The following is a 23,027-nucleotide window of genomic DNA, read 5'->3' as shown; positions in this document are numbered from 1 at the left end:
AACTATCCAACCGAAGTGTACTATACATTCGGCGGGCCAGTTTAGCACAAAGAGCGACGTTTCCCAAATTCCAGCTAATTCTTAATCAGCCTGTTTGCGCAAAAATGCCGGGATATCCAGATAATCTGGCTCTTTGGCAGCCTGCGGCGTCGTGTCGTTAACCACTTTCGCTGCGGGTTTCTGTTCCTGCGTCAACGGTGCCATACCATGCTGCTGGTAACGATCCATCACCGGTTGCTGGGCCTGTTTATTGGTTACCAGAGTGATTTCAGGACGCTTGTCCATACCAATACCGGTCGCAACCACGGTTACGCGCAGTTCGTCGTTCATATCCGGGTCAAGGGACGTACCGATTACTACGGTTGCGTTATCGGACGCAAACGCACGGATCGTGTTGCCCACGGTTTCAAACTCATCCAGACGCAGATCGAAGCCCGCCGTGATGTTGACCAGCACGCCACGTGCACCAGACAGGTCGATATCTTCCAGCAGCGGGCTGGAGATTGCCATTTCTGCCGCTTCTTCTGCACGGTCTTCACCGCTGGCCACGCCAGAGCCCATCATCGCATAGCCCATTTCGGACATCACGGTACGCACGTCAGCAAAGTCGACGTTCATCAGGCCCGGACGCGTAATCAGTTCGGCGATACCCTGAACGGCACCTTTCAGTACATCGTTTGCCGCACCAAATGCATCAAGCAGAGAGATACCGCGACCCAGCACTTTCAGCAGCTTGTCGTTCGGAATAGTAATTAGGGAGTCCACATGCTTGGACAGTTCAGTGATACCCTGCTCCGCAAACGCCATACGCTTTTTGCCTTCGAAATTGAAAGGCTTGGTAACGACAGCAACGGTCAGAATACCCAAATCTTTTGCGACTTCAGCCACAACAGGTGCCGCACCCGTACCGGTGCCGCCGCCCATACCCGCAGCGATAAAGACCATGTCAGCGCCATCCAGCGCCGCGCGCAGAGCTTCACGATCTTCTTCCGCAGCGTTACGACCCACTTCCGGGTTTGCGCCAGCGCCCAGACCTTTGGTGATACCGCCACCGATCTGAATGGTTTGACCCACCGCCGTTTTACGCAACGCCTGAGCATCGGTATTCACCGCGAAGAATTCCACACCTTCGATGCGCTCGCGCACCATGTGTTCGACGGCATTACCGCCGCCACCACCGACGCCGATGACTTTAATCACCGCATCGTTGGTCAGTTCCATAGGTTCAAACATAATTTCTCTCCGTTTGTTACACTTCATCCTTCAGGCTGACTCAATGCAACCTGAACAATTTGTGTATGTGCCTGTCGCCTGAGACCGCTAATACACGTCGATCTCTTTTAAAAAAATTAAAACTCTTTTCGCAGCCAGCTGTTGAGTCGTTTGATCCACGAGCCGACTGACACACGTTTTTCCACTTCCGCTTCACCACTCATGTGGGATTCTTTCCCGTAGTGAAGTAAGCCCACCGCCGTCGAATAGTACGGCTCCTGGGCATAATCTGTCAGGCCTGTAATATTGAGTGGCGCGCCGATGCGCACCTGGGTGTGAAACACACGTTGCGCGCAGGCCGCAAGACCTTCAATTTGCGCCGCACCACCCGTTAATACAATCCCCGCCGCGAGGTGGTGCTTCACACCCTGCTGACGAAGCTGCTCCTGCAACTGTAAAATCTCTTCGTTTACCAGATTAAGCAGCTCGGTATAACGAGGCTCAATCACTTCTGCCAGCGTCTGTCGTTGCAAACTGCGTGGCGGACGACCACCGACGCTTGGCACCTCAACGCTTTCGTCTTTACCGACGATGGAGCCAAGCGCGCAACCGTGGCGAACTTTAATGGCTTCGGCATCGCTGGGCGGTGTACCGAAGGCATAGGCGATATCGCTGGTCACCACATTCCCTGCATACGGGATCACTTTGGTATGACGCAGCGCACCGCCGGTATAGACGGCGATATCCATTGTACCACCACCGACGTCCACGACGCAGACACCCAGCTCACGTTCATCTTCAGTCAACACGGAATAACTTGACGCTAACCCGGCAAAAATTAATTGGTCAACTTTAAGCCCACAACGTTCAACTGCTTTGACAATGTTTTTTGCCATATCATTGTGGCAGGTGATCAAATGGACTTTTGCCTGCATACGGACGCCCGACAAACCCACCGGGTTCTTGATCCCTTCCTGGTAATCAATGGCGTATTCCTGCGGAATCACGTGCAGAACGCGGTGTTCATCGCGTACACGCACAGACTTTGCCGTATGGACCACGTTTTCCACGTCTTCCTGCGTCACTTCTTCTTCTGAAATCGGCACCATACCAATTTCATTCTGGCAGCTAATGTGCTTACCAGAAAGCGCCAGATACACTGACGAAATCTGGCAATCTGCCATTAATTCAGCCTGGTCAATGGCACGCTGAACGCATTTCACCACGGACTCCAGGTCATTAACCCCGCCTTTATCCATACCACGGGACGGGCAACTGCCCACGCCAATGATATTGATCATACCGTCGGGCAGAACTTCCCCTACTAAAGCGGCAACCTTCGCAGTGCCAATCTCCAGTCCAACTACCAGTTTTCTGTCCGTCGCCTTGATCATTGTTGCTCTGCCTGTGCCTGATTCTGTTGCTGATTAGGATCCTCAATGGGAGCCGGTTTCCATCCGACTGCCGCGCCTGAGTCATAGCGCAAGTCAACGTAGCTAATCTCTTTGCCATCCGTCTGCGCTTGCTGCTGGAGAACCGGGTACAGTTCTACAAAGCGTGACAACCGTTTCATCGTATCGCCCCGGCCAAGGTTGAGCTTAATGTCATTATTTAGCGTCAACTGCCAGGAACGTCGTGCGGTCATTGCCGCCTCTTTCAACGTGAACCTGTCCTTTATCAGCACCTGTCCCATTTCCCGGTAGCCCTGCAAAACTTCATTTTCGCTACCTTCCGGGCCATACAGCAGAGGTAATCCCTGTTTGTTGATGCGATCGGTGGGCACGCTAAACGAGTTCCCGTCCACATCAACCATATGTTGATCATTCCACCGCGCTATCGGCACATATTCAACCAGATGAATCTTCAATTCATCAGGCCATTGTTTCCTGACGCTCGCCTGCTTAATCCATGGCAGACGCTCAATCTGGCTTTGAATAATATTGACGTCTTGGGTCATAAACGTCCCCGGCGAGCCGAGTGCCAGAATAGCCTGACGAATATCATCGTTACGCGTGTAATGACGTTCCCCCGTCACCACCAGCTTCGATAACGGCAAACGCTGCGCGTCATCCATCCAACCCAGTACCATCCAGCCGCTAACAAACACGGTGCAAAGTACCGTCAGCAGAAAGAGTATTCCTGCAAGACGCGTACCATTACTTCGCCGTGAGGACAGGATTTCTTCCTCATTCTGGTTGCGCGTGTTCAGTGCAGCCTGCGACATATCAGTCTGCCAACGCCAGAATTTTTACGACTAACTGCGAAAAGCTCAACCCCGCCTGACGCGCCGCCATCGGAACCAGACTGTGGCTCGTCATACCCGGTGAGGTGTTCGCTTCGAGCAGATAAAATGTGCCATCACTGTCCTGCATTGCATCAATTCTTCCCCAACCCTGGCAGCCTAAAACAGTCCATGCTTTCTGCACAAGATCGCGTAATTGCGCTTCAAGTTCAGCGGATAAACCGCTTGGGCAGAAATATTGTGTCTCATCAGAGAGATACTTCGCCTCATAATCATAGAAGGTTCCAGCGGGCTGAATGCGAATTGATGGTAAAATTTCTTCACCGAGCACAGCGAGCGTGAATTCTGGCCCACTGAGCCATTTTTCAATAAGAACTTCTTCATCATGTTGAAATGCAAGTTCAAGCGCAGCGCCAAGCTGACTGGCTTCGTCTACTTTGGACATTCCAACGCTTGATCCTTCGCGGCTGGGCTTGACGATCAGCGGTAAGCCCAGCGCCGTGATGCGCGACGTGACCGACTCATCGAGACCACGTTCAAACGCCTGGCGAGTTAACGCAACCCATGGAGCAACCGGTAATCCCGCTCCCTGCCACAGCAGTTTGCTGCGCCATTTATCCATTGAGATAGCGGATGCCATGACGCCGCTGCCGGTGTAAGGCAGGCCAATCAGCTCCAGCAGGCCTTGCAGCGTGCCATCTTCCCCACCGCGTCCGTGAAGGGCAATAAACGCTTTCTTAAAACCCAGGTTTTTTAGCTGTGTTACGTCGGTTTCGCGCGGATCGACAGGATAAGCATCCACGCCGCCTTCACGTAATCCCGCCAGGACCGCAGCACCCGAGTTCAGCGACACTTCACGCTCCGCTGACGTTCCCCCTAAGAGGACGGCAATTTTATCAGCCATGATGTTCTTCCTCCGGGTTTTGCGGTTTCAGTTTGATTTCAGCCAGATGACGGGCGATTTTGCCGATGTTTCCGGCCCCCTGCACCAGGATAAGATCGTTTCCGGTTAACACCGGGGCCAGCATCGCCGCAGCCTGGGCAGCGTCTGAGACCAGAATCGGGTCGATTTTACCGCGCCCACGAATAGTGCGGCACAGTGAACGGCTGTCGGCACCAGGAATCGCCGCTTCGCCTGCGGCGTACACATCCAGCATCAGCAATGCGTCAACCTGGGTCAGCACGTTAGCAAAATCATCATACAGATCGCGCGTACGGGTAAAACGGTGCGGCTGAAAAATCATCACCAGATTTTTATCCGGCCAGCCTGCCCGCGCAGCTTTAATGGTGGCATCAACTTCCGTCGGATGGTGACCGTAATCATCCACCAGCATCGCCGTGCCTTCTCTACCGTTCACCGTTTGCAGCGGGAACTCACCGAGGAAATCGAAACGACGACCGGTCCCCTGGAAACTTTCCAGCGCGCGTAAAATGTCTTCGTCTTCAATGCCTTCTTCGGTTGCCACCGCGACGGCTGCCGCCGCGTTCAGGGCATTGTGGCGACCAGGGGCGTTCAGGGTTACCTTCAGCTCAGGCTTATCCTGGCGTACCAGCGTAAAGTGTCCTTGCGGCCCGGTCTGACGGTAGTTCTCAACCCGCACGTCTGCATCGTCACTAAACCCGTAGGTCGTGGTTTGACGACCTACGCGTGGCAGCAGTTCGCGGATCACCGGATCGTCCACACACATCACTGCACGGCCGTAAAACGGCAAGTTGTGCAAAAAGTTAATGAACGTCTGCTTTAAATTTTCAAAGTCGCCCTGATAGGTATCCATATGGTCGGCTTCGATATTGGTCACGATTGCCACCATCGGCTGCAAATGCAGGAACGACGCGTCGCTCTCGTCGGCTTCCGCAATGAGATAGCGGCTATGGCCTAAACGCGCATGGACACCTGCGGCTTTCACCAGTCCACCATTCACAAACGTTGGGTCCAGCCCTGCTTCGGCGTAAATGCTGGAGACCATCGCGGTGGTCGTGGTTTTACCGTGGGTCCCGGCAATCGCAATACCGTGACGAAAACGCATTAATTCAGCCAGCATTTCTGCCCGGCGGATCACCGGGATACGCGCTTCGTGTGCCGCAACAATCTCAGGATTGTCCGCCGCAATGGCGCTTGAAACGACCACGACGCTGGCATCACGCACGTTTTCAGGGCGGTGATTGAAATAGATGGTCGCGCCCAGTGAAGACAACTGCTGCGTCACCGGATTCGGCGCGAGGTCAGAACCGCTGATCTGATAGCCTTCGTTGGCCAGCACTTCAGCAATACCACCCATACCGGCACCACCGATGCCAACAAAGTGAATGTGCCGGACGCGACGCATCTCGGGCACGATTAAACGCAGTTTCGCCAGTTGTTGTGTATTCATTCTCTAAACGCCATCGACTTCTAAAATTCGTGCGACGCAAAAGGCGTCGCGATGTTTAAGCCTGTGCTGCAAGGCTTACTGCGCGGGCAACCCTGAGAGTTGCATCCGGGATGGCGGCGGCACGTGCGCGCTCAGCCATCGCTAATAATGTTTCACGATCCCAGTTTTTCAGCGTCTCGACGACTGCATCGACTGTAAACTGCGGCTGCTCCAGGATCTTCGCCGCGCTCGCCTTTTCAAGCGGCAGGGCATTCCAGTACTGCTGGCGATCTTTGTGCTGGAAAGGCACAAACAGCGCAGGCAGTCCGGCGGCGGCAATTTCACTGACGGTTAACGCCCCGGACCGGCACACCACCACGTCCGCCCAGGCATAAGCCTCAGCCATATCGTCGATAAATTCGGTAACTTTATGCTGCGGCTGACCGTTATCGATATAAGCCTGCTCAACCGTCTGTTGCGCACCTTTGCCACTCTGATGCCAGATGGTGATGCGATCGCCCAGTTTCGCAGCGACCTGCGGCATCGTGAGATTCAGCACACGTGCGCCCTGCGATCCACCAACGATAAGCACGCGGATCGGCCCTTCACGTCCAGTCAGACGATCCTGCGGCAGCGGCAACGCCAACACATCAGTGCGCACCGGATTCCCCACCACTTCGGCATTCGGAAACGCGCCGGGGAACGCCTGCATTACCGTTTTGGCAATTTTAGCGAGCCATTTATTGGTCAACCCTGCAATGCCGTTCTGCTCATGCAACACCACCGGAATGCCCAGTGACCATGCCGCCAGCCCGCCAGGACCGGAGACATACCCACCCATCCCTAATACCGCGTCCGGCTTAAAGCGCTTCATGATCGCGCGCGCCTGACGCCAGGCGTTAAAAATGCGCATCGGTGCAAGCAGTAACGCTTTAATCCCTTTACCCCGCAGGCCTGAGATACGAATAAAATCGATTTCGATGCCGTGCTTCGGCACCAGGTCTGCTTCCATACGGTCGGCGGTACCCAGCCAGCGAACCTGCCAGCCCTGGGCCATTAAATGGTGCGCAACAGCCAGACCGGGGAATACGTGTCCGCCCGTTCCGCCTGCCATCACCATTAACCGCTTCGGTTGACCACTCATCATAAACCTCGTGTAAACGCCTGGGCTTTTTCCAGACGCGTTTCATAATCAATACGTAACAGCAGCATGATCGCCGTCGACATAATCAATAAGCTGGAACCACCGTAGCTTATCATCGGCAACGTCAGACCTTTGGTCGGCAGCATACCCGCTGCCGCACCCACGTTTACCAGCGCCTGGAAACTAAACCAGATCCCGATCGAACAGGCCAGAAAACCGGAGAAACGGTGATCGATTTCCAGCGCTTTTCGCCCAATAGACATGGCACGGAAAGCGACGAAGAATACCATCAAAAGCGCCAGTACCACACCGATATAACCCAGTTCTTCGCCAATAATGGCGAAGATAAAGTCGGTATGCGCCTCGGGTAAATATTCCAGTTTTTGTACTGAGTTGCCTAAGCCCTGGCCCCACATCTCGCCGCGACCAAACGCCATCAGCGACTGAGTCAACTGGTAGCCGCTGCCGAACGGGTCATCCCATGGACGCCAGAAGGAGGTTACACGGCGGATACGGTAAGGCTCGGCGAGGATCAGCAGCACCACCGCTGAAATCCCCATGCCGATAATCGCGATGAACTGCCAGAGCTTCGCGCCTGCGAGGAACAGCATCGCCAGCGTGGTGACAAACAGTACGACCACCGTACCAAGGTCAGGCTGGGCCAGCAGCAGCACCGCCAGCACCAGAATGACGCCCATCGGTTTTAAGAAGCCGCGCAGGTTATTACGCACTTCATCAACCTTACGCACCAGGTAGTTCGCCAGATAGCAGAACAGCGACAGCTTGGTAAATTCCGCCGGCTGGAAGCGCATCAGGCCTAAATCAATCCAGCGCGATGCCCCGTTGATCGAGCTGCCCACCACCAGAACCAGCAGCAGCATGATGATTGAAACAATCAGCATCGCCGAGCTGTAGCGCTGCCAGAATTCCATCGGCAGGCGCAGGGTGATCATCGCCAGACATAAGGCGAGGAACAGATAGAGCGCATCACGCTTGGCGAAGAAGAATGGATCGTTAGTGAGTCGCTGGCCGACCGGCATAGAAGCTGACGTCACCATAATAAAACCGATCGCGCCAAGGCCCAGCGTCAGCCACAGCAGCATCCGGTCGTACATGACAAGACTGTCAGTGTCTTTGTCACGCGAGCCCATTACCCAGCCCCGTAACGCCGATGCCAGCCATCCCAGGACACCCAGTCCCGGCAAACGCGGCAGTCGAAGGCGAGGGAACGTTAAGCGCATCAACCTAACTCCTTCGCCAGGCGGGTAAAGACATCCCCACGTTGTTCGAAATTCTTGAACTGATCGAGACTGGCGCACGCCGGGGAGAGCAGCACCATATCACCCGGTTTCACCTGCGGTGCCAGCAGACGCATCGCCTGCTCCATGGTGTCGGTCTGCACGGCGACATCCGGGCGCAATGCGGCAAGTTCCGCACCGTCGCGGCCAAAGCAGTACAGGCGGATGTGTTCACCGTCGAGATAACGACGCAGCGGCGAGAAATCGGCTGATTTACCATCGCCGCCGAGCAGCAGATGTAACGTACCTTCGACCTGGAGGCCGTTCAGCGCCGCTTCGGTGCTGCCCACGTTGGTGGCTTTGGAGTCATTGATCCAGCGCACGCCGTTATGCATGTGCGCAACCTGGAAGCGGTGCGCCAGCCCGGAGAAAGTGGTCAGCGCTTTCAGACTGCTGGCGCGCGGTAAACCGGCGGCATCCGCCAGCGCCAGCGCCGCCAGCGCATTGGTGTAGTTATGCTGGCCAGTGATCTGCATCTCTTTGGCGTTAAGCACTTTTTCGCCCTTCACCCGCAGCCAGGTTTCGCCCTGCTGACGGTTGAGATGATAGTCGCCCACGTCCACGCCAAAGCTGACGCAGCGCTCATCGGCTCCGCGTACCGGCATGGTCAGCGCATCATCGGCATTCACCACGCAGACTTTTGCGTTTTCATACACTTTCAGTTTGGCAGCGCGGTACTGCTGCAGGCCAAACGGATAGCGGTCCATATGATCTTCGGTGACGTTGAGGATCGTCGCGGCAACAGCCCGCAGGCTTGAGGTCGTTTCCAGCTGGAAGCTGGACAGTTCCAGAACGTACAACTCACGCGCGTTGTCCAGCAGCATCAGTGCCGGCAGGCCGATATTTCCGCCCACGCCCACGTTCACGCCTGCGGCTTTCGCCATGTCACCCACCAGCGTGGTGACCGTGCTTTTACCGTTCGAGCCGGTAATAGCGATAACCGGGGCCTGCACCTCGCGGCAGAACAGTTCGATATCGCCAACAATTTCAATGCCTTCGTCGGCAGCGGCGCTCAACGACGGATGCGCCAGCGCCATGCCGGGGCTGGCGACGATCAGATCGGCGGCCAGCAGCCAGTCATCGTTCAGACTACCAAGATGGCGCTCGACCGTTTCCGGCAGCTTATCCAGCCCCGGCGGTGAGAGGCGCGTATCCATAACGCGCGGTGTGACGCTGCGCGCGAGGAAAAAGTCCACGCAGGAAAGGCCGGTTAAACCTAACCCGATGATAACGACTTTTTTGCCCTGGTAATCTGCCATGATTAACGCACCTTAAGCGTTGCCAGTCCGATCAGGACCAGCATCAGCGAAATAATCCAGAAGCGCACGATCACGCGCGGTTCCGGCCAGCCTTTCAGTTCGTAATGGTGATGAATCGGGGCCATGCGGAAAATACGCTGACCGCGCAGCTTGAAGGAACCCACCTGCAAAATCACCGACAGGGTTTCCACCACGAACACGCCACCCATGATCACCAGCAAAAATTCCTGACGCAGCAGCACGGCAATGATGCCCAGCGCGCCGCCCAGGGCCAGCGAGCCCACGTCGCCCATAAAGACCTGAGCCGGATAGGTGTTAAACCATAAGAAACCGAGTCCCGCGCCGACAATCGCCGTACAGACGATCACCAGTTCACCCGCGTGACGCAGATAAGGAATATGCAGGTAGTTGGCAAAATTCATGTTGCCGCTTGCCCAGGCCACCAGCGCGAAGCCGCCCGCCACAAATACGGTTGGCATAATGGCGAGGCCGTCGAGACCGTCGGTCAGGTTGACCGCATTACCGGTGCCGACAATCACGAAGTAAGCCAGCAGCACATAGAAAAGCCCCAGTTGAGGCATCACGTCTTTAAAGAACGGCACCACCAGTTGGGTGGCAGGCGTATCGTTACCGGCCAGATAGAGCGCGAATGCCACGCCCAGCGCGATCACCGACATCCAGAAATACTTCCAGCGGGCGATAAGCCCTTTGGTATCTTTGCGCACCACTTTGCGGTAGTCATCGACAAAACCGATGATGCCGTAGCCAATCAGCACCACCAGCACGCACCAGACGTAAGGGTTGGACGGATAAGCCCAAAGCAGCACCGAAATGACAATCGCGGTCAGGATCATGATCCCACCCATTGTCGGCGTACCGCGTTTACTGAAGTGAGATTCCGGGCCGTCGTTACGCACAACCTGGCCGAAAGCGAGTTTTTGCAGGCGGGCGATCATGCGCGGGCCCATCCACAAAGAGATGAACAGCGCGGTCAGCAGGCTGACAATGGCGCGAAACGTCAGATATGAAAAGACGTTAAAGCCAGAATAATATTTGACCAAATGCTCGGCCAGCCAAACTAACATGTCCCGTTCTCCTGTAATGCACGTACCACCTCTTCCATGGCAGCACTGCGCGATCCTTTCACCAACACGGTGATAATCTGGTGGTCTGCCACCAGCGTCTTCAGACGCGCAATCACGGCAGACTTATCGTTAAAATGCTCGCCTGAACCGCTGGCGTCGCTGATTGTTTTACTTAATGTTCCCACGCTCAACACCAGGTCGAGGCCCGCCGCTTTTGCCGCCTCACCCACCTGGGCGTGACACGCTTCGCTCTCGTCGCCAAGCTCTGCCATATCGCCCACGACCATCACGCGATAGCCCGGCATCTCAGAGAGCACCTGGGCTGCCGCCGTCATGGAACCGACGTTAGCGTTGTAGGAGTCATCCAGCAGCAGCTTGTTTTCACCCAACTGAATAGGGAACAAGCGCCCTGGCACAGCTTTCAGGTTTGCCAGCCCGACTTTTACCGCGTCAAGGCTTGCTCCCACGGCCATCGCCAGCGCAGTGGCCGCCAGCGCATTGGCAATGTTATGCCGCCCCGGCAGCGGTAACAGCACCTCGACATCGCCCGTTGGCGTTTGCAGGGTGAATTCTGTCCCGTGCGAGGTCACATGCACATTGGTGGCAGTAAAATCGCTGTTGGCGGCATTGGGCGAGAAACGCCAGATTTTGCGCTCGCCAATCACGCTCTGCCAGTTAAGCCAGTCGTTATTGTCCGCGTTCATGATGGCAATGCCGGAGAGCGGCAGACCGGTATAGATCTCGCCCTTGGCTTTCGCCACGCCTGCCAGCGAGCCAAATCCTTCCAGATGCGCCGCCGCCAGGTTGTTGACCAGCGCCGCTTCCGGCTTCGTCAATCCGACGGTCCAGGCGATTTCACCCTGGTGATTCGCGCCCAGTTCAATGACTGCGAACTGGTGCTCCGGCGTCAGGCGCAGCAATGTCATCGGCACGCCGATGTCATTATTTAGGTTGCCCGCAGTATAAAGTGTGTTGCCGCATTCGCTGAGGATCGCAGCGGTCATCTCTTTTACTGAGGTTTTGCCGGAAGAACCGGTCAGCGCGACCACGCGTGCAGGCACCTGCTGGCGCACCCAGGCAGCCAGTTCACCGAATGCCTGGCGGGTATCGTCGACGATAACCTGCGGCAGATCGCAATCCAGTTCGCGGCTCACCAGCAGCGCACCTGCCCCGCCCTCTTTGGCTTTTTCGACAAAATCATGGGCGTCGAAACGCTCGCCTTTCAGGGCTACAAACAGGCAGCCCGGCGTGAGTTTGCGCGTGTCGGTGGTCACCGCGTCGAGGGTCAGATCCTGACCGTGCAATTTGCCGTGCAGGATTTCTGCGAGCTGGCTTAAGCTAACGCTAATCATGCGATTGCCCCCAGCAGACGTGCCGCGGTCACGCGATCGGAATAATCAAGGCGACGGGTACCGACAATCTGGTAATCCTCGTGGCCTTTGCCTGCCAGCAGCACGACGTCGTTTTCTTTGGCCTGCATGATGGCGTTGGTCACCGCTTCGGCGCGGCCTTCCACCACGCGGGCATGAGCGGCATCCAGCATCCCGGCCAGAATGTCATTGATAATGGCGCGCGGCTCTTCAGTACGCGGGTTGTCATCGGTCACGACCGGCACATCGGAAAATTGTTCGGCAATCGCTCCCATCAGCGGACGCTTGCCTTTATCGCGGTCGCCACCGCAGCCGAAGACGCACCACAGTTTGCCGGTGCAGTGCAGACGCGCAGCCTGCAAGGCCTTTTCCAGCGCATCCGGCGTATGAGCGTAATCCACTACTACGGTAGGTTTACCCGGCGCGCTGAACACTTCCATACGACCGCAAACCGGTTGCAGGCGTGACGCGGTGCGGAGCAGATCGCTTAACGGGAAATCCAGCGCCAGCAGCGTGGCCAGCGCCAGCAGCAGGTTACTGACGTTAAATGCGCCCATCAGACGGCTTTCGATTTCCCCTTCGCCCCAGGTGGAGGCAAAACGGATGGTCGCGCCGCTGTCGTGATACTTCACGTCAACCGCTTTCAACCAGCGACCATGGCAGGTCGGGTTGATGTTGTCTTCCATGGAGACGGCAATCGCGTCCGGCAGTTTTGCCAGCCAGCGGCGTCCGATCTCATCGTCGGCATTCACAATCGCCTGACCATAGTGATGCGCGGAGAACAGCAGCCATTTTGCCGCTTCGTATTGCTCCATATCACCATGATAATCAAGGTGATCGCGGCTTAAATTGGTAAAGACCGATGCTTTAAATTTGAGGGCGGCAACGCGATGCTGAACCAGCCCGTGCGAGGAAACTTCCATCGCGGCAAAGGTTGCGCCCTGCTCTGCCAGTCCGGCAATCACATGCTGGACGTCCACGGCGGAACCGGTGGTGTTTTCGGTGGGGATGACTTTACCCAACAGACCGTTGCCCACGGTACCCATTACCGCGCTGGTTTCGCCCAGCAGCTGGCTCCACTGCGCAATTAACTGCGTGGTGGTGGTTTTACCGTTGGTCCCGGTGACGCCAATCAGACGTAAGCGTTCAGACGGCTCATCATAAAAGCGCCCGGCGAGTGCCGAGAGACGCTCATTTAACTGACTCAGGTAGATAACCGGCACGCCGTGCATTTCACGGATTTCACCGTCGGAGGCTTCGCCTTTCGCCTCAGCAATAATGGCGGCAACGCCCTGCGCAATCGCCTGCGGGATATAGCGACGCCCGTCCGTCTGATGGCCAACAACGGCCACAAAAAGATCGCCCGACGCCGCCACGCGGCTGTCGAGTGTCATTTCCCGAAGTGCTCTCGCAGGCAATGCTGGTACCCACGGAGCGAGTAGGTCGCGCAAATTACGATCTGCCACCTGTTCCCTCGCCTTGATTAATTACGAATTCACTTTTCTCGCCCGTCGCCAGAGCATCCGGCTCGATGTTCATGGTGCGCAGTACGCCGCCCATGATGGCACCAAAGACCGGTGCGGAAACGGCACCACCGTAGTATTTACCTGCCTGCGGATCGTTGATCACCACCACCAGCGCAAAACGCGGCTGGCTGGCGGGGGCAACGCCCGCGGTGTAAGCAATATATTTGTTAATGTAGCGGCCATCCGGCCCCACTTTTTTCGCTGTACCGGTTTTAATCGCGATGCGATAGCCTTTGATCGCTGCTTTCACGCCGCCGCCGCCGGGCAGCGCCACGCTTTCCATCATATGCACCACGGTGCGGACAATGGATTCCGGGAAGATGCGCTCACCGGGTACCGGGGGATCAACTTTGGTAATGGACAACGGGCGATAAATGCCATAGCTGCCAATCGTTGCGTAGACTCGCGCTAACTGTAACGGCGTTACCATTAGCCCGTAGCCGAAAGAGAAGGTGGCCCTCTCTATGTCAGACCACCGTTGTTTTTGAGGATATAAGCCACTGCGTTCTCCGACCAACCCCAAATTGGTCGCTTTTCCCAGCCCAAAACGTGAGTAAGTATCTACTAACGCTGAGGACGGCATCGCTAACGCCAGCTTAGAAACGCCAACGTTACTCGACTTCTGTAAAACCCCGGTCAGGGTTAACTCGCTGTAGCGCGCCACGTCTTTGATTTCGTGGCCATTAATTCGATAAGGCACTGTGTTGAGTACGGTATTTTCGCGTACCACGCCACGCTGCAAGGCGGTCATCACCACCATCGGTTTGACGGTCGAACCCGGTTCGAACACGTCGGTAATGGCGCGGTTACGCATCGCGTCTTTCGCGGTGCCGGAGAAATTGTTGGGGTTGTATGACGGGCTGTTCGCCATCGCCAGCACTTCACCGGTGTTCACATCCACCAGCACCGCACTGCCCGATTCGGCTTTGTTGAAGGCCACGGCGTTATTCAGTTCGCGGTAGACCAGCGCCTGCAGGCGTTCGTCGATGCTGAGCGCAAGGTTATGCGCGGCCTGGCTGTCAGTAGAAGAGATATCTTCGATTACGCGACCGTAGCGGTCTTTACGCACGATACGCTCGCCCGGCTGCCCGGTGAGCCATTTATCGAAGCTTTTCTCAACGCCTTCGATACCCTGGCTATCAACGTTGGTGAAGCCAATCAGATGCGCGGTGACTTCGCCGGACGGATAGTAGCGGCGCGACTCTTCACGCAGGTGAATGCCCGGCAGCTTCAGCTTTTTAATGTAATCACCGAGATCCGGGTTGACCTGGCGCGCCAGATAAATAAAGCGGCCTTTGGGGTTGGCGTTTACGCGCTGGGCAAGCTGATCGAGCGGCATATTTAATGCGTCCGACAGCGCTTTCCAGCGGCTATCCAGCGAGATACCGCCTGCGTCGTGAAGCTCTTTGGGATCGGCCCAAATCGCTTTCACCGGCACACTCACCGCCAGCGGTCGCCCGGAACGGTCAGTGATCATTCCACGTGATGTTGAAACTTCCTGCACGCGCAGGGAACGTAAGTCGCCCTGCCGCACCAGCATGTCCGGGTTGATGACCTGAAGCCATGCCACGCGCCCAAGCAGGAAGCTCAAGGCCAGCAAAATGCAACCGCAAAGCAACGCAAAACGCCAACTCACAAAGTTGGCCTGTTCTTCCTGGCGTTTCGGTTTTTGCATCTTCGCCGCTGCTTTCATGCGCCGCGTTATTCCTTATTTTTGCACTACGATATTTTCTTGCGAAGGATCGACATGCTGCAATTGCAGTTTCTCATTGGCGATCCGCTCAACACGGCTGTGATCGCCGAGCGCGTTTTCTTCAAGGATCAGGTTACGCCATTCGATATCCAGCGCATCGCGTTCAACAACCAGTTGCTCGCGCTGCGCGGTTAACAAACGCGTATGGTGCGCCGTGGTGACCACGGTGACGGCAGTGACAATGATGCAAATGAACAGACAGAGTGGCAGTTTCCCAAAGCGCAAAAGGTCATCGCCGATGACAGAAGGCAGCGCATGACGCTCGTTGCTGCCTAACGATCCTTTAACTTTGCTTAAGGTTTCTGTCACCCTGGTGATCATGCGCTCGTCCTCTCTGCAATTCGCAGCACGGAACTACGGGCGCGCGGGTTCTCTGCCACTTCTTCTTCGCCCGGCATCAGTTTGCCTAATGCTCGCAAATAACGGCCACCCAGCTTGCTGAGTTGCGCTTCGGTCATCGGCAGCCCGGCGGGTACCTGCGGGCCACGGCTATTTTCACGCATAAAGCGCTTCACAATGCGGTCTTCCAGCGAGTGGAAGCTGATGATCGACAGCCGCCCGCCCGGAGCCAGAACGCCGAGTGAATTTTTAAGCGCCTGCTCGATCTCATCGAGTTCGCTGTTTACCCAGATACGCACCGCCTGGAAGGTACGGGTCGCCGGGTGTTTAAATTTGTCTTTTACCGGCGTCGCCGCCGTGATGACTTCTGCCAGCTCTTTGGTGCGCGTCATCGGTTCGATACGGTTACGTTCGACAATGGCGCGGGCGATGCGCTTGCCAAAGCGTTCTTCACCAAAGGTCTTAATCACCCAGGCGATGTCCGCTTCGTCAGCCGTTTGCAGCCATTCCGCTGCCGACTGACCCCGGGTCGGATCCATGCGCATATCCAGTGGACCGTCGCGCATAAATGAGAAACCGCGTTCAGGATCGTCAAGCTGAGGGGAAGAAACGCCGAGATCGAGGAGAATGCCGTCGATCTTGCCGGTAAGATCACGCTCACTGACATAATCAGCAAGCGCAGAGAAAGGACCATGCACAATAGAGAAGCGTGGGTCATCAATAGTATTCGCAATGGCGATCGCTTCTGGATCGCGATCGATTGCCAGCAAGCGGCCTTCAGGGCCGAGCTGCGAAAGAATTAAGCGCGAGTGTCCGCCACGGCCAAAGGTGCCATCAATATAGATGCCATCTGGTCGAATGTTCAGGCCATTAACGGCCTCGTCCAGGAGCACCGTGGTGTGTTTAAAATTTTCCATCATCTTTATAGAGACAAATCCTGCAATCGTTCTGAAAGTTGTTCAGCACCCGATTGTTCAGCGTCGATATCTTCCCTGACCTGTTGATACCAGGTCGTTTCATCCCACAGTTCAAATTTGTTGAACTGCCCGACCAGCATCACTTCTTTGTTCAGCCCGGCGTGTTGCCGCAAAACGGGCGGTATCAGTAAGCGGCCCGCGTTATCCATCTGACATTCACTGGCATGACCCAAAAGTAAACGCTGTACGCGTCGCTCTAACGGGTTCATGCTCGACAGACGCGACAATTTTTGCTCAATAATTTCCCATTCCGGGAGGGGGTAAAGCAGCAGGCAAGCGTGGTGGATATCAATGGTACACACCAGTTGACCAGAAGCATGCCCGAGCAGATATTCCCGATGTCGGGTAGGTACGGCTAACCGTCCCTTACTGTCGAGATTGACTAATGTTGCCCCACGGAACATGCCAGCTTCACCTCACCGCGACCCTTTTCACCACTTTATCCCACAAATTCCCACGCAAGGAGTTTACGGAGCGGAGGAAAACCTTGTCAAGCCAGCACTGAGGCTAAGCGGATTAAAAGCACCCTTATTAATGGCAGTAAATGGCGCTGTGCAAATTTCGCTCACTCTGTTTATCAAATTAACGTCATGAATATTTGTAAGAAAAAAACCAAATATGCGAATGGCCGTTACGTCATTTCGAATAGACATTTAATTAATACAAAGTGTCACTTTGCGACGCGGGCGGCATTTTAAGACATATTGCGTCAGGATGACAGCGCCAGGTACAAGGTTGTAAGCCTGAGCAGTCGCGGGGTTAACGGGGATGACAGACCTTGAGAAAAAGTGGTTGTTATTTCTACAAATCAGGAAGGATGTTACAAAACAATTCAAAACTTACGTCTTTTTACGCCTGAATAATTGTGTAAAACAAAATTCGATGAATTAAAGCAAATTAATAAAATAGCACCCTATGGGTTTTAAGGATTAATCTTAAGAACAATTATATTGCTTAAGTTTGGCATTATTTAAAAATTCAGGCAGCTTGCGCTGCCTTTCATTCGAAATTATAAGCGGCTGAGTATGCCACGACGATAAAGGTTACGCCGAATCCGGCTTAAACCCGGCTTCGGTTTACGCGGTTCATCAAGGCTTGCGAGGACGATTTCCAGCACGCGTTCTGCCACGTCACGGTGGCGCTGGGCAACAGCCAGTACAGGACATTGCAGAAAGTCGAGCAGTTCATTATCGCCAAAGGTCGCAATCGCTAAATCAGACGGCAGTTTACCCTCACGACGCAGCGTGACGTCCATGACGCCCTGTAACAGCGCAAATGAGGTGGTGAAGAGCGCCTGCGGCATTGGATGCGTTTCCAGCCATTTCTCAAACAGCGCAGCCGCGGCCTCGCGCTCATAGCTGTTTGCATAGAGGAAATGCACTTCGCGCGGATCGTCTTTCCAGGCGGTGCGAAAACCCTGCTCACGCAAGAAACTCACCGAAAGTTCTGGCAGCGCACCTAAATAGAGCACGTTTTCAGCGGGGAAAGTGCGTAACTCCGCTGCCAGCATTTCTGCATCATCCTGATCCGCCCCGACCACGCTTGTGAAATGCTCGCGATCTAATGCCCGATCGAGGGCAACGATCGGGAAAGAATCATTCGCCCAGCGCTGATAAAACGGATGTTCAGGCGGCAGAGAGGTTGAAACAATGATCGCATCAACCTGCCGCTGAAGCAGATGATCAATACAGCGCATTTCGTTATCAGGCTGATCTTCTGAACAGGCAATCAGTAACTGATAGCCACGCTGACGCGCCTGGCGCTCAAGATAATTGGCAATCCGCGTATAACTGGTGTTCTCCAGATCGGGGATCACCAGGCCTATCGATCGCGTACGTCCTGCACGCAGCCCAGCCGCTACCGCATTAGGATGGTAGTTATGCTCACGTACAACAGCCATGACTTTCTCAACGGTTTTATCGCTGACACGATACTGCTTGGCTTTTCCGTTGATGACATAGCTTGCTGTGGTTCGTGAGACGCCGGCTAGCCGGGCGATTTCATCCAGTTTCACAATTGCCCCTTAATCAATAAAAGATACTCCATAACCTTTTTAGGGATATAGGTTAAATTCCATAACATCTAAGCGCAGAATAGTCACTGCGGCAACCGCTTTCGCGTAGGGTTCCGGGGAATTTCGCAAAAAAAACCCGACACTGTATGTCGGGCTGTTAAATTTTATACTGCGTAAGGCTTAACGCATGATCTTATCACCGCGCGATAATCCGACGACGCCTGAGCGCGCGACTTCGACAATTTTCGCCACATCGCGGATCGTCGCCAGAAACGCGTCCAGCTTATCGCTGGTGCCCGCAAGCTGAACCGTGTAAATCGACGGCGTCACATCAATGATCTGACCACGGAAGATCTCCGCATTGCGTTTCACTTCTTCACGCCCGTAGCCGCTGGCCTGGATCTTCACCAGCATGATCTCGCGCTCGACGTGTGCACCCTGCCCCAGTTCATTAACCCGTAATACATCCACCAGTTTATGCAGTTGCTTTTCAATCTGCTCCAGCACTTTTGCATCACCTACCGTCTGGATGGTCATACGTGAGAGGGTCGGATCGTCGGTGGGGGCCACGGTCAGACTTTCAATGTTATATCCACGCTGTGAAAAGAGGCCGATCACGCGGGATAACGCACCCGATTCGTTTTCCAGTAAAACAGACAATATCCGGCGCATAATCAAGTCCTCTCCGTTTTGCTAAGCCACATCTCATCCATGCCGCCGCCGCGAATATGCATCGGATAAACGTGTTCACCACCGTCCACGCTGACGTCCACAAACACCAGTCGGTTATTGCGCACCATTGAGAGCGCTTCTGCCAGCTTGCTTTCCAGTTCTTCAGGTTGCGTGATGCGCATACCCACATGCCCGTACGCCTCCGCCAGACGCACAAAGTCCGGCAACGAAGTCATATACGATTGCGAGTGTCGGCCTGAGTAAATCATGTCCTGCCACTGCTTCACCATGCCGAGATAGCCATTATTCAGGTTCAGCACCAGCACCGGCAGTTCGTACTGCAACGCCGTAGAGAGTTCCTGAATGTTCATCTGGATGCTGCCGTCGCCGGTCACGCAAATCACCGTTTCTTCCGGCAATGCCATTTTCACGCCGAGGGCGGCAGGTAAACCGAAGCCCATGGTGCCGAGGCCGCCGGAGTTGATCCAACGGCGCGGCTTATCAAAAGGATAATAAAGCGCGGCAAACATTTGATGCTGTCCGACGTCAGAGGTGACGTAGGCCTCACCCTGGGTTAAACGCCAGATGGTTTCGATCACTGCCTGCGGTTTGATGCTTTCGCTTTGGGTGTCGTACTTCAGGCACTGACGCGCGCGCCACTGTTCAATCCTGATCCACCAGTCGCGGATCTCATCGTGCGCCTGCACGTACTCTTCCTGGCCTAACAGTTCAAGCATCTGCTCCAGCACCATCCGGGCATCGCCTACGATCGGCACATCGGCTGACACGGTTTTGGAGATCGAGGTGGGATCGATGTCGATATGCAGCACCGTCGCATTCGGGCAGTACTTCGCCAGATTATTGGTGGTGCGATCGTCAAAGCGCACCCCTACCGCGAAAATCACATCAGAGTGGTGCATCGTCATGTTGGCTTCATAGGTGCCGTGCATGCCGAGCATCCCAAGCGCCTGACGATGGGTCGCCGGAAACGCACCCAGTCCCATTAAGGAAGAGGCGACCGGCAGGTTAAGCGTTTCAATCAACTGGCGCAGCGGCGCTTCACATCCGGCATTTATCGCCCCGCCGCCCACGTACACCACCGGATTTTTGGCGGCAATCAGCGTTTGCAGCGCGCGTTTGATCTGGCCTTTATGGCCCTGCGTCGTCGGATTATAAGAACGCATGCTGACCGATTCCGGCCAGACGTACGGGAATTTGTTCGCCGGGTTCATGATATCTTTCGGCAAATCGACCACCACCGGGCCCGGACGACCACTCGCCGCCAGCCAGAAGGCTTTCTTCAACACGCCGGGGATATCTTCGGTCTGTTTAACCAGGAAACTGTGCTTCACCACCGGGCGGGAGATCCCCACCATGTCGCACTCCTGGAAGGCGTCATAGCCGATGAGCGACGTCGCCACCTGGCCTGAGAGCACCACAAGCGGAATGGAGTCCATATAGGCTGTAGCGATACCGGTGATGGCGTTGGTGGCCCCAGGTCCTGAAGTGACGAGTACGACCCCCACTTCTCCCGTTGCGCGCGCCAGCCCATCCGCCATATGCACGGCGGCCTGCTCATGACGCACCAGCACATGATCGATACCCCCGACGGTGTGCAGCGCATCATAGATATCCAGGACTGCGCCTCCGGGATAACCGAACACTTGCTTGACGCCTTGATCGATAAGCGATCGGACGACCATCTCGGCTCCAGACAACATCTCCATGCTTTGCCTCCAGGCTTTATTTATCGACGAATGGCAGAAGTCATTTCCACGCACTCTCACTGCCAGGGAAAATCCCTGCCTCTCGTTGTTTAACGATTACCTTAACCGCTCGCTATGAGCCAGGCAATTGGCAAACGATTAGCCTGACGCGGGGTTAAAAGAATAAATAAGAGGTCGGGGGAAGGTTAAAAGAAGAATACACTATGATAAGGAAAGGCGATGACCAATCATGGCAGAAAAACTGAGACACTCAGCTATTCATGCATTTTTAACCCCGTCACCAGGACGGCGTTAAAAATGCATTAGAAGAAAATATCGCAAATTGAAAGTTAAGAAGAATAAATACAACCTGAATCCATTAACTTTCTTTCAGCTTAGCGGCGGCAAACAGAAACCAGCAGCTCCTCCATCCATTGATGCCCTTTATCGCGGCCAGCAGCTTCGTGCCATGAAAGGAAACAGGTGCGGCTGTTAAGTTTTAACGGCAGTGGCAGAATTTGTAGCTGTAGCTTTTCGGCAAATTCATTGGCCAGCCAGCGCGGTGCAATAGCGACAAGATGCGTTTGCGACACCACATTTAATACACTAATTAATGCCATACCCTGATAAGCAATACAGCGTTGTTTATCCGGCGTGTCATACCATGGCTGACTAAATGAAGCATAACGATCGAGCGCCACGACCGCGTGTTCTTCATTATAAATATCGCTCTCTCTTAGCGGGCTGTTAATACGGGGATGCTTTTTGCTGGCGACCAGTACCATTTCATCTTTAAACAGCGGAACGCAAGAAAATTCAGGGCGACGGAATTCTTCATAGCCAATGACGAATTCAATTTCCTGATAGCGCAACTGGTGTTCGGTATTGTGATTTAACGAGGATTTGAAAACCAAGTGGATATTTGGAGCCATTTCTTCAACGCGATTATATATAACCGACGTTAAATAATTATCCAGCGGACTGCAAACACACATATTAAAAATACGCGCGCTATTGATCGGCTCAAATCCGGCACCCGGCAACTCATTCTGAATCAGTTGCAATGCCTGACGCACGGAACCATAGAGCTGGAATGCGCGTGCGGTAGGCTGAATGCCGCGCCCGTAGCGAACGAAAAGCTCATCTTCAAACATGGTCTTCAGACGCGCGACGGCGTTACTGACCGCCGGTTGCGACATCTGCAAATAAGCGGCGGCACGCGTGATATTTTGCTCCTGCATAACCACGTCAAACACCGTAAGCAGATTAAGATCAACCATGCGAAGTTTGGGCTTCATCGCATCCGTTAAATTAGAACTGATAATTTTTCCTTCTGACATGCTTGTCTCCACCGTCACGTTAAACTCCCTTTCCTGTTTGTGCAGTAATAACTTCAGAAAATATTATTTACCATGCATATAAAACAAGCAAAAGGAGAACATTACAAATTAGGAATATATAAAGACTCGTTTTGGCACACACAGGAGATCAAACTGTGCATTATGCCTGCGATATAAATGAGCAATTCATAACCCATACAATATGCGAAGGATCAAACCATAAATGCCATGAATATACATAACCATTTATAATTAACGCATCATGTAGATTTACTTAATTAACAACATACTCCATCCACTAATTTCACTTTATTTTTTACATTTTTAACGTTAGTCACGGCATGAATACCAAAAGTTATCATTTAAGCATGTAAAATCATCGGGATAAGCGCGCCAGCTTTGTTCCTTCATATTATTTATATTGATATATGAATGTATAAAGATGTCACAAAAAGCAACGCCCACACTTTTTGTTAATGTAGAAGTATCGCTAATAGCATCACAGATAGCACAATTGCCTAAATTACCCGACGTGTTTCTTTGCATTGCCCGCGCCATTTTCCAGGCAAGGGGTTGACATCGCAGGACGTATCCAGTACCACTAAAGGCATAACGTATTCATCTGGAGCATGACTTAAATGATTCGCCACATTCGTTTCGCCGGTCTACTACTACTAAACGCATCTTCATTGCGCGGTAGACTGGTGGGCGACACGCAGAATTAAGTCATCTTCCGGTA

General features: G+C 54.3%; 20 protein-coding genes. 1 reads left to right on the top strand and 19 read right to left on the bottom strand.

Features of this window, described 5'->3' with window-relative positions; genetic code table 11:
• Window positions 1-81: 81 nt before the first annotated feature.
• The 19 genes from ftsZ to leuO all read right to left on the bottom strand — a co-directional run bounded on the left by ftsZ (window position 82) and on the right by leuO (window position 22,288).
• The gene (gene ftsZ / locus BM373_RS12890) at window positions 82-1,233 is read right to left on the bottom strand and encodes a cell division protein FtsZ (RefSeq protein WP_090462006.1); all 1,152 of its coding nucleotides are present in this window, start codon (window positions 1,231-1,233) and stop codon (window positions 82-84) included.
• A gap of 116 nt (window positions 1,234-1,349) precedes the next feature.
• Window positions 1,350-2,606 carry a cell division protein FtsA gene (gene ftsA, locus BM373_RS12885; protein WP_090462004.1) on the bottom strand — a complete coding sequence of 419 codons (1,257 nt, stop codon included), beginning with the start codon at window positions 2,604-2,606 and terminating at the stop codon, window positions 1,350-1,352.
• Window positions 2,603-3,436: a cell division protein FtsQ gene (gene ftsQ / locus BM373_RS12880; RefSeq protein ID WP_090462002.1), complete on the bottom strand. Its 834-nt coding sequence runs from the start codon at window positions 3,434-3,436 to the stop codon at window positions 2,603-2,605. Before ftsQ ends, ftsA begins: the two co-directional genes overlap by 4 nt.
• 1 nt (window position 3,437) lies before the next feature.
• Complete coding sequence (locus tag BM373_RS12875; RefSeq protein ID WP_090462000.1) at window positions 3,438-4,358, bottom strand: D-alanine--D-alanine ligase; 921 nt, start codon at window positions 4,356-4,358, stop codon at window positions 3,438-3,440.
• Window positions 4,351-5,826 (bottom strand): UDP-N-acetylmuramate--L-alanine ligase, encoded by a 1,476-nt coding sequence (gene murC, locus BM373_RS12870; RefSeq protein ID WP_090461999.1) that lies wholly within the window; start codon window positions 5,824-5,826, stop codon window positions 4,351-4,353. Before murC ends, BM373_RS12875 begins: the two co-directional genes overlap by 8 nt.
• A 55-nt stretch (window positions 5,827-5,881) precedes the next feature.
• Window positions 5,882-6,949 carry an undecaprenyldiphospho-muramoylpentapeptide beta-N-acetylglucosaminyltransferase gene (murG, locus tag BM373_RS12865; protein ID WP_090461997.1) on the bottom strand — a complete coding sequence of 356 codons (1,068 nt, stop codon included), beginning with the start codon at window positions 6,947-6,949 and terminating at the stop codon, window positions 5,882-5,884.
• Window positions 6,949-8,190 carry a cell division protein FtsW gene (ftsW, locus tag BM373_RS12860; RefSeq protein ID WP_090461995.1) on the bottom strand — a complete coding sequence of 414 codons (1,242 nt, stop codon included), beginning with the start codon at window positions 8,188-8,190 and terminating at the stop codon, window positions 6,949-6,951. The genes murG and ftsW overlap by 1 nt, the downstream gene beginning before the upstream one ends.
• The gene (gene murD / locus BM373_RS12855; protein WP_090461993.1) at window positions 8,190-9,506 is read right to left on the bottom strand and encodes a UDP-N-acetylmuramoyl-L-alanine--D-glutamate ligase; all 1,317 of its coding nucleotides are present in this window, start codon (window positions 9,504-9,506) and stop codon (window positions 8,190-8,192) included. Before murD ends, ftsW begins: the two co-directional genes overlap by 1 nt.
• 2 nt (window positions 9,507-9,508) lie before the next feature.
• The gene (mraY, locus tag BM373_RS12850) at window positions 9,509-10,591 is read right to left on the bottom strand and encodes a phospho-N-acetylmuramoyl-pentapeptide-transferase (protein WP_090461992.1); all 1,083 of its coding nucleotides are present in this window, start codon (window positions 10,589-10,591) and stop codon (window positions 9,509-9,511) included.
• Entirely contained in the window at window positions 10,585-11,943 is a 1,359-nt protein-coding gene (gene murF / locus BM373_RS12845) for a UDP-N-acetylmuramoyl-tripeptide--D-alanyl-D-alanine ligase (RefSeq protein ID WP_090461990.1), read from the bottom strand. Before murF ends, mraY begins: the two co-directional genes overlap by 7 nt.
• Window positions 11,940-13,427: a UDP-N-acetylmuramoyl-L-alanyl-D-glutamate--2,6-diaminopimelate ligase gene (gene murE, locus BM373_RS12840; protein ID WP_090461988.1), complete on the bottom strand. Its 1,488-nt coding sequence runs from the start codon at window positions 13,425-13,427 to the stop codon at window positions 11,940-11,942. The genes murF and murE overlap by 4 nt, the downstream gene beginning before the upstream one ends.
• Window positions 13,414-15,180 (bottom strand): peptidoglycan glycosyltransferase FtsI, encoded by a 1,767-nt coding sequence (gene ftsI / locus BM373_RS12835; RefSeq protein ID WP_090461987.1) that lies wholly within the window; start codon window positions 15,178-15,180, stop codon window positions 13,414-13,416. The genes murE and ftsI overlap by 14 nt, the downstream gene beginning before the upstream one ends.
• Before the next feature lie 15 nt (window positions 15,181-15,195).
• Entirely contained in the window at window positions 15,196-15,561 is a 366-nt protein-coding gene (ftsL, locus tag BM373_RS12830) for a cell division protein FtsL (RefSeq protein WP_090461985.1), read from the bottom strand.
• A complete protein-coding gene (gene rsmH / locus BM373_RS12825) occupies window positions 15,558-16,499 on the bottom strand; it encodes a 16S rRNA (cytosine(1402)-N(4))-methyltransferase RsmH (RefSeq protein WP_090461983.1) in 942 nt (313 codons plus the stop codon). Before rsmH ends, ftsL begins: the two co-directional genes overlap by 4 nt.
• A gap of 2 nt (window positions 16,500-16,501) precedes the next feature.
• On the bottom strand, window positions 16,502-16,960 hold the full coding sequence (gene mraZ / locus BM373_RS12820) for a division/cell wall cluster transcriptional repressor MraZ (RefSeq protein WP_090461981.1): 459 nt from the start codon (window positions 16,958-16,960) through the stop codon (window positions 16,502-16,504).
• Window positions 16,961-17,565: 605 nt separating this feature from the next.
• Complete coding sequence (gene cra, locus BM373_RS12815) at window positions 17,566-18,570, bottom strand: catabolite repressor/activator (RefSeq protein ID WP_090461980.1); 1,005 nt, start codon at window positions 18,568-18,570, stop codon at window positions 17,566-17,568.
• Between the two features lie 180 nt (window positions 18,571-18,750).
• Window positions 18,751-19,242 carry an acetolactate synthase small subunit gene (gene ilvN, locus BM373_RS12810; RefSeq protein ID WP_072570582.1) on the bottom strand — a complete coding sequence of 164 codons (492 nt, stop codon included), beginning with the start codon at window positions 19,240-19,242 and terminating at the stop codon, window positions 18,751-18,753.
• 2 nt (window positions 19,243-19,244) lie between these two features.
• Window positions 19,245-20,969, bottom strand: a complete 1,725-nt coding sequence (gene ilvI, locus BM373_RS12805; RefSeq protein WP_090461978.1) for an acetolactate synthase 3 large subunit — start codon at window positions 20,967-20,969, stop codon at window positions 19,245-19,247.
• A gap of 374 nt (window positions 20,970-21,343) precedes the next feature.
• Entirely contained in the window at window positions 21,344-22,288 is a 945-nt protein-coding gene (gene leuO, locus BM373_RS12800) for a transcriptional regulator LeuO (protein WP_090461976.1), read from the bottom strand.
• A gap of 638 nt (window positions 22,289-22,926) precedes the next feature.
• Between leuO and leuL the strand changes: the two genes are divergently transcribed.
• Window positions 22,927-23,013, top strand: coding sequence for a leu operon leader peptide (leuL, locus tag BM373_RS21985; protein WP_143102663.1), 87 nt, complete (start codon window positions 22,927-22,929; stop codon window positions 23,011-23,013).
• The last annotated feature ends 14 nt before the right edge of the window (window positions 23,014-23,027 follow it).

Origin of the sequence: Enterobacter sp. kpr-6 (genome assembly GCF_900116015.1) — a bacterium.
Taxonomy (GTDB): Bacteria; Pseudomonadota; Gammaproteobacteria; order Enterobacterales; family Enterobacteriaceae; genus Enterobacter_D.
This window is presented reverse-complemented; position numbering and strand designations above follow the sequence as displayed.

What these genes read in the sequence shown, in the direction of transcription:
- ilvI (WP_090461978.1), bottom strand. Translation starts at nt 20,969, where the DNA reads ATGGAGATGTTGTCTGGAGCCGAGATGGTCGTCCGATCGCTTATCGAT.
- ilvN (WP_072570582.1), bottom strand. Translation starts at nt 19,242, where the DNA reads ATGCGCCGGATATTGTCTGTTTTACTGGAAAACGAATCGGGTGCGTTA.
- ftsI (WP_090461987.1), bottom strand. Translation starts at nt 15,180, where the DNA reads ATGAAAGCAGCGGCGAAGATGCAAAAACCGAAACGCCAGGAAGAACAG.
- ftsQ (WP_090462002.1), bottom strand. Translation starts at nt 3,436, where the DNA reads ATGTCGCAGGCTGCACTGAACACGCGCAACCAGAATGAGGAAGAAATC.
- leuO (WP_090461976.1), bottom strand. Translation starts at nt 22,288, where the DNA reads ATGTCAGAAGGAAAAATTATCAGTTCTAATTTAACGGATGCGATGAAG.
- ftsW (WP_090461995.1), bottom strand. Translation starts at nt 8,190, where the DNA reads ATGCGCTTAACGTTCCCTCGCCTTCGACTGCCGCGTTTGCCGGGACTG.
- ftsL (WP_090461985.1), bottom strand. Translation starts at nt 15,561, where the DNA reads ATGATCACCAGGGTGACAGAAACCTTAAGCAAAGTTAAAGGATCGTTA.
- rsmH (WP_090461983.1), bottom strand. Translation starts at nt 16,499, where the DNA reads ATGATGGAAAATTTTAAACACACCACGGTGCTCCTGGACGAGGCCGTT.
- mraZ (WP_090461981.1), bottom strand. Translation starts at nt 16,960, where the DNA reads ATGTTCCGTGGGGCAACATTAGTCAATCTCGACAGTAAGGGACGGTTA.
- murF (WP_090461990.1), bottom strand. Translation starts at nt 11,943, where the DNA reads ATGATTAGCGTTAGCTTAAGCCAGCTCGCAGAAATCCTGCACGGCAAA.
- BM373_RS12875 (WP_090462000.1), bottom strand. Translation starts at nt 4,358, where the DNA reads ATGGCTGATAAAATTGCCGTCCTCTTAGGGGGAACGTCAGCGGAGCGT.
- murG (WP_090461997.1), bottom strand. Translation starts at nt 6,949, where the DNA reads ATGAGTGGTCAACCGAAGCGGTTAATGGTGATGGCAGGCGGAACGGGC.
- murD (WP_090461993.1), bottom strand. Translation starts at nt 9,506, where the DNA reads ATGGCAGATTACCAGGGCAAAAAAGTCGTTATCATCGGGTTAGGTTTA.
- ftsA (WP_090462004.1), bottom strand. Translation starts at nt 2,606, where the DNA reads ATGATCAAGGCGACGGACAGAAAACTGGTAGTTGGACTGGAGATTGGC.
- mraY (WP_090461992.1), bottom strand. Translation starts at nt 10,591, where the DNA reads ATGTTAGTTTGGCTGGCCGAGCATTTGGTCAAATATTATTCTGGCTTT.
- leuL (WP_143102663.1), top strand. Translation starts at nt 22,927, where the DNA reads ATGATTCGCCACATTCGTTTCGCCGGTCTACTACTACTAAACGCATCT.
- ftsZ (WP_090462006.1), bottom strand. Translation starts at nt 1,233, where the DNA reads ATGTTTGAACCTATGGAACTGACCAACGATGCGGTGATTAAAGTCATC.
- murC (WP_090461999.1), bottom strand. Translation starts at nt 5,826, where the DNA reads ATGAATACACAACAACTGGCGAAACTGCGTTTAATCGTGCCCGAGATG.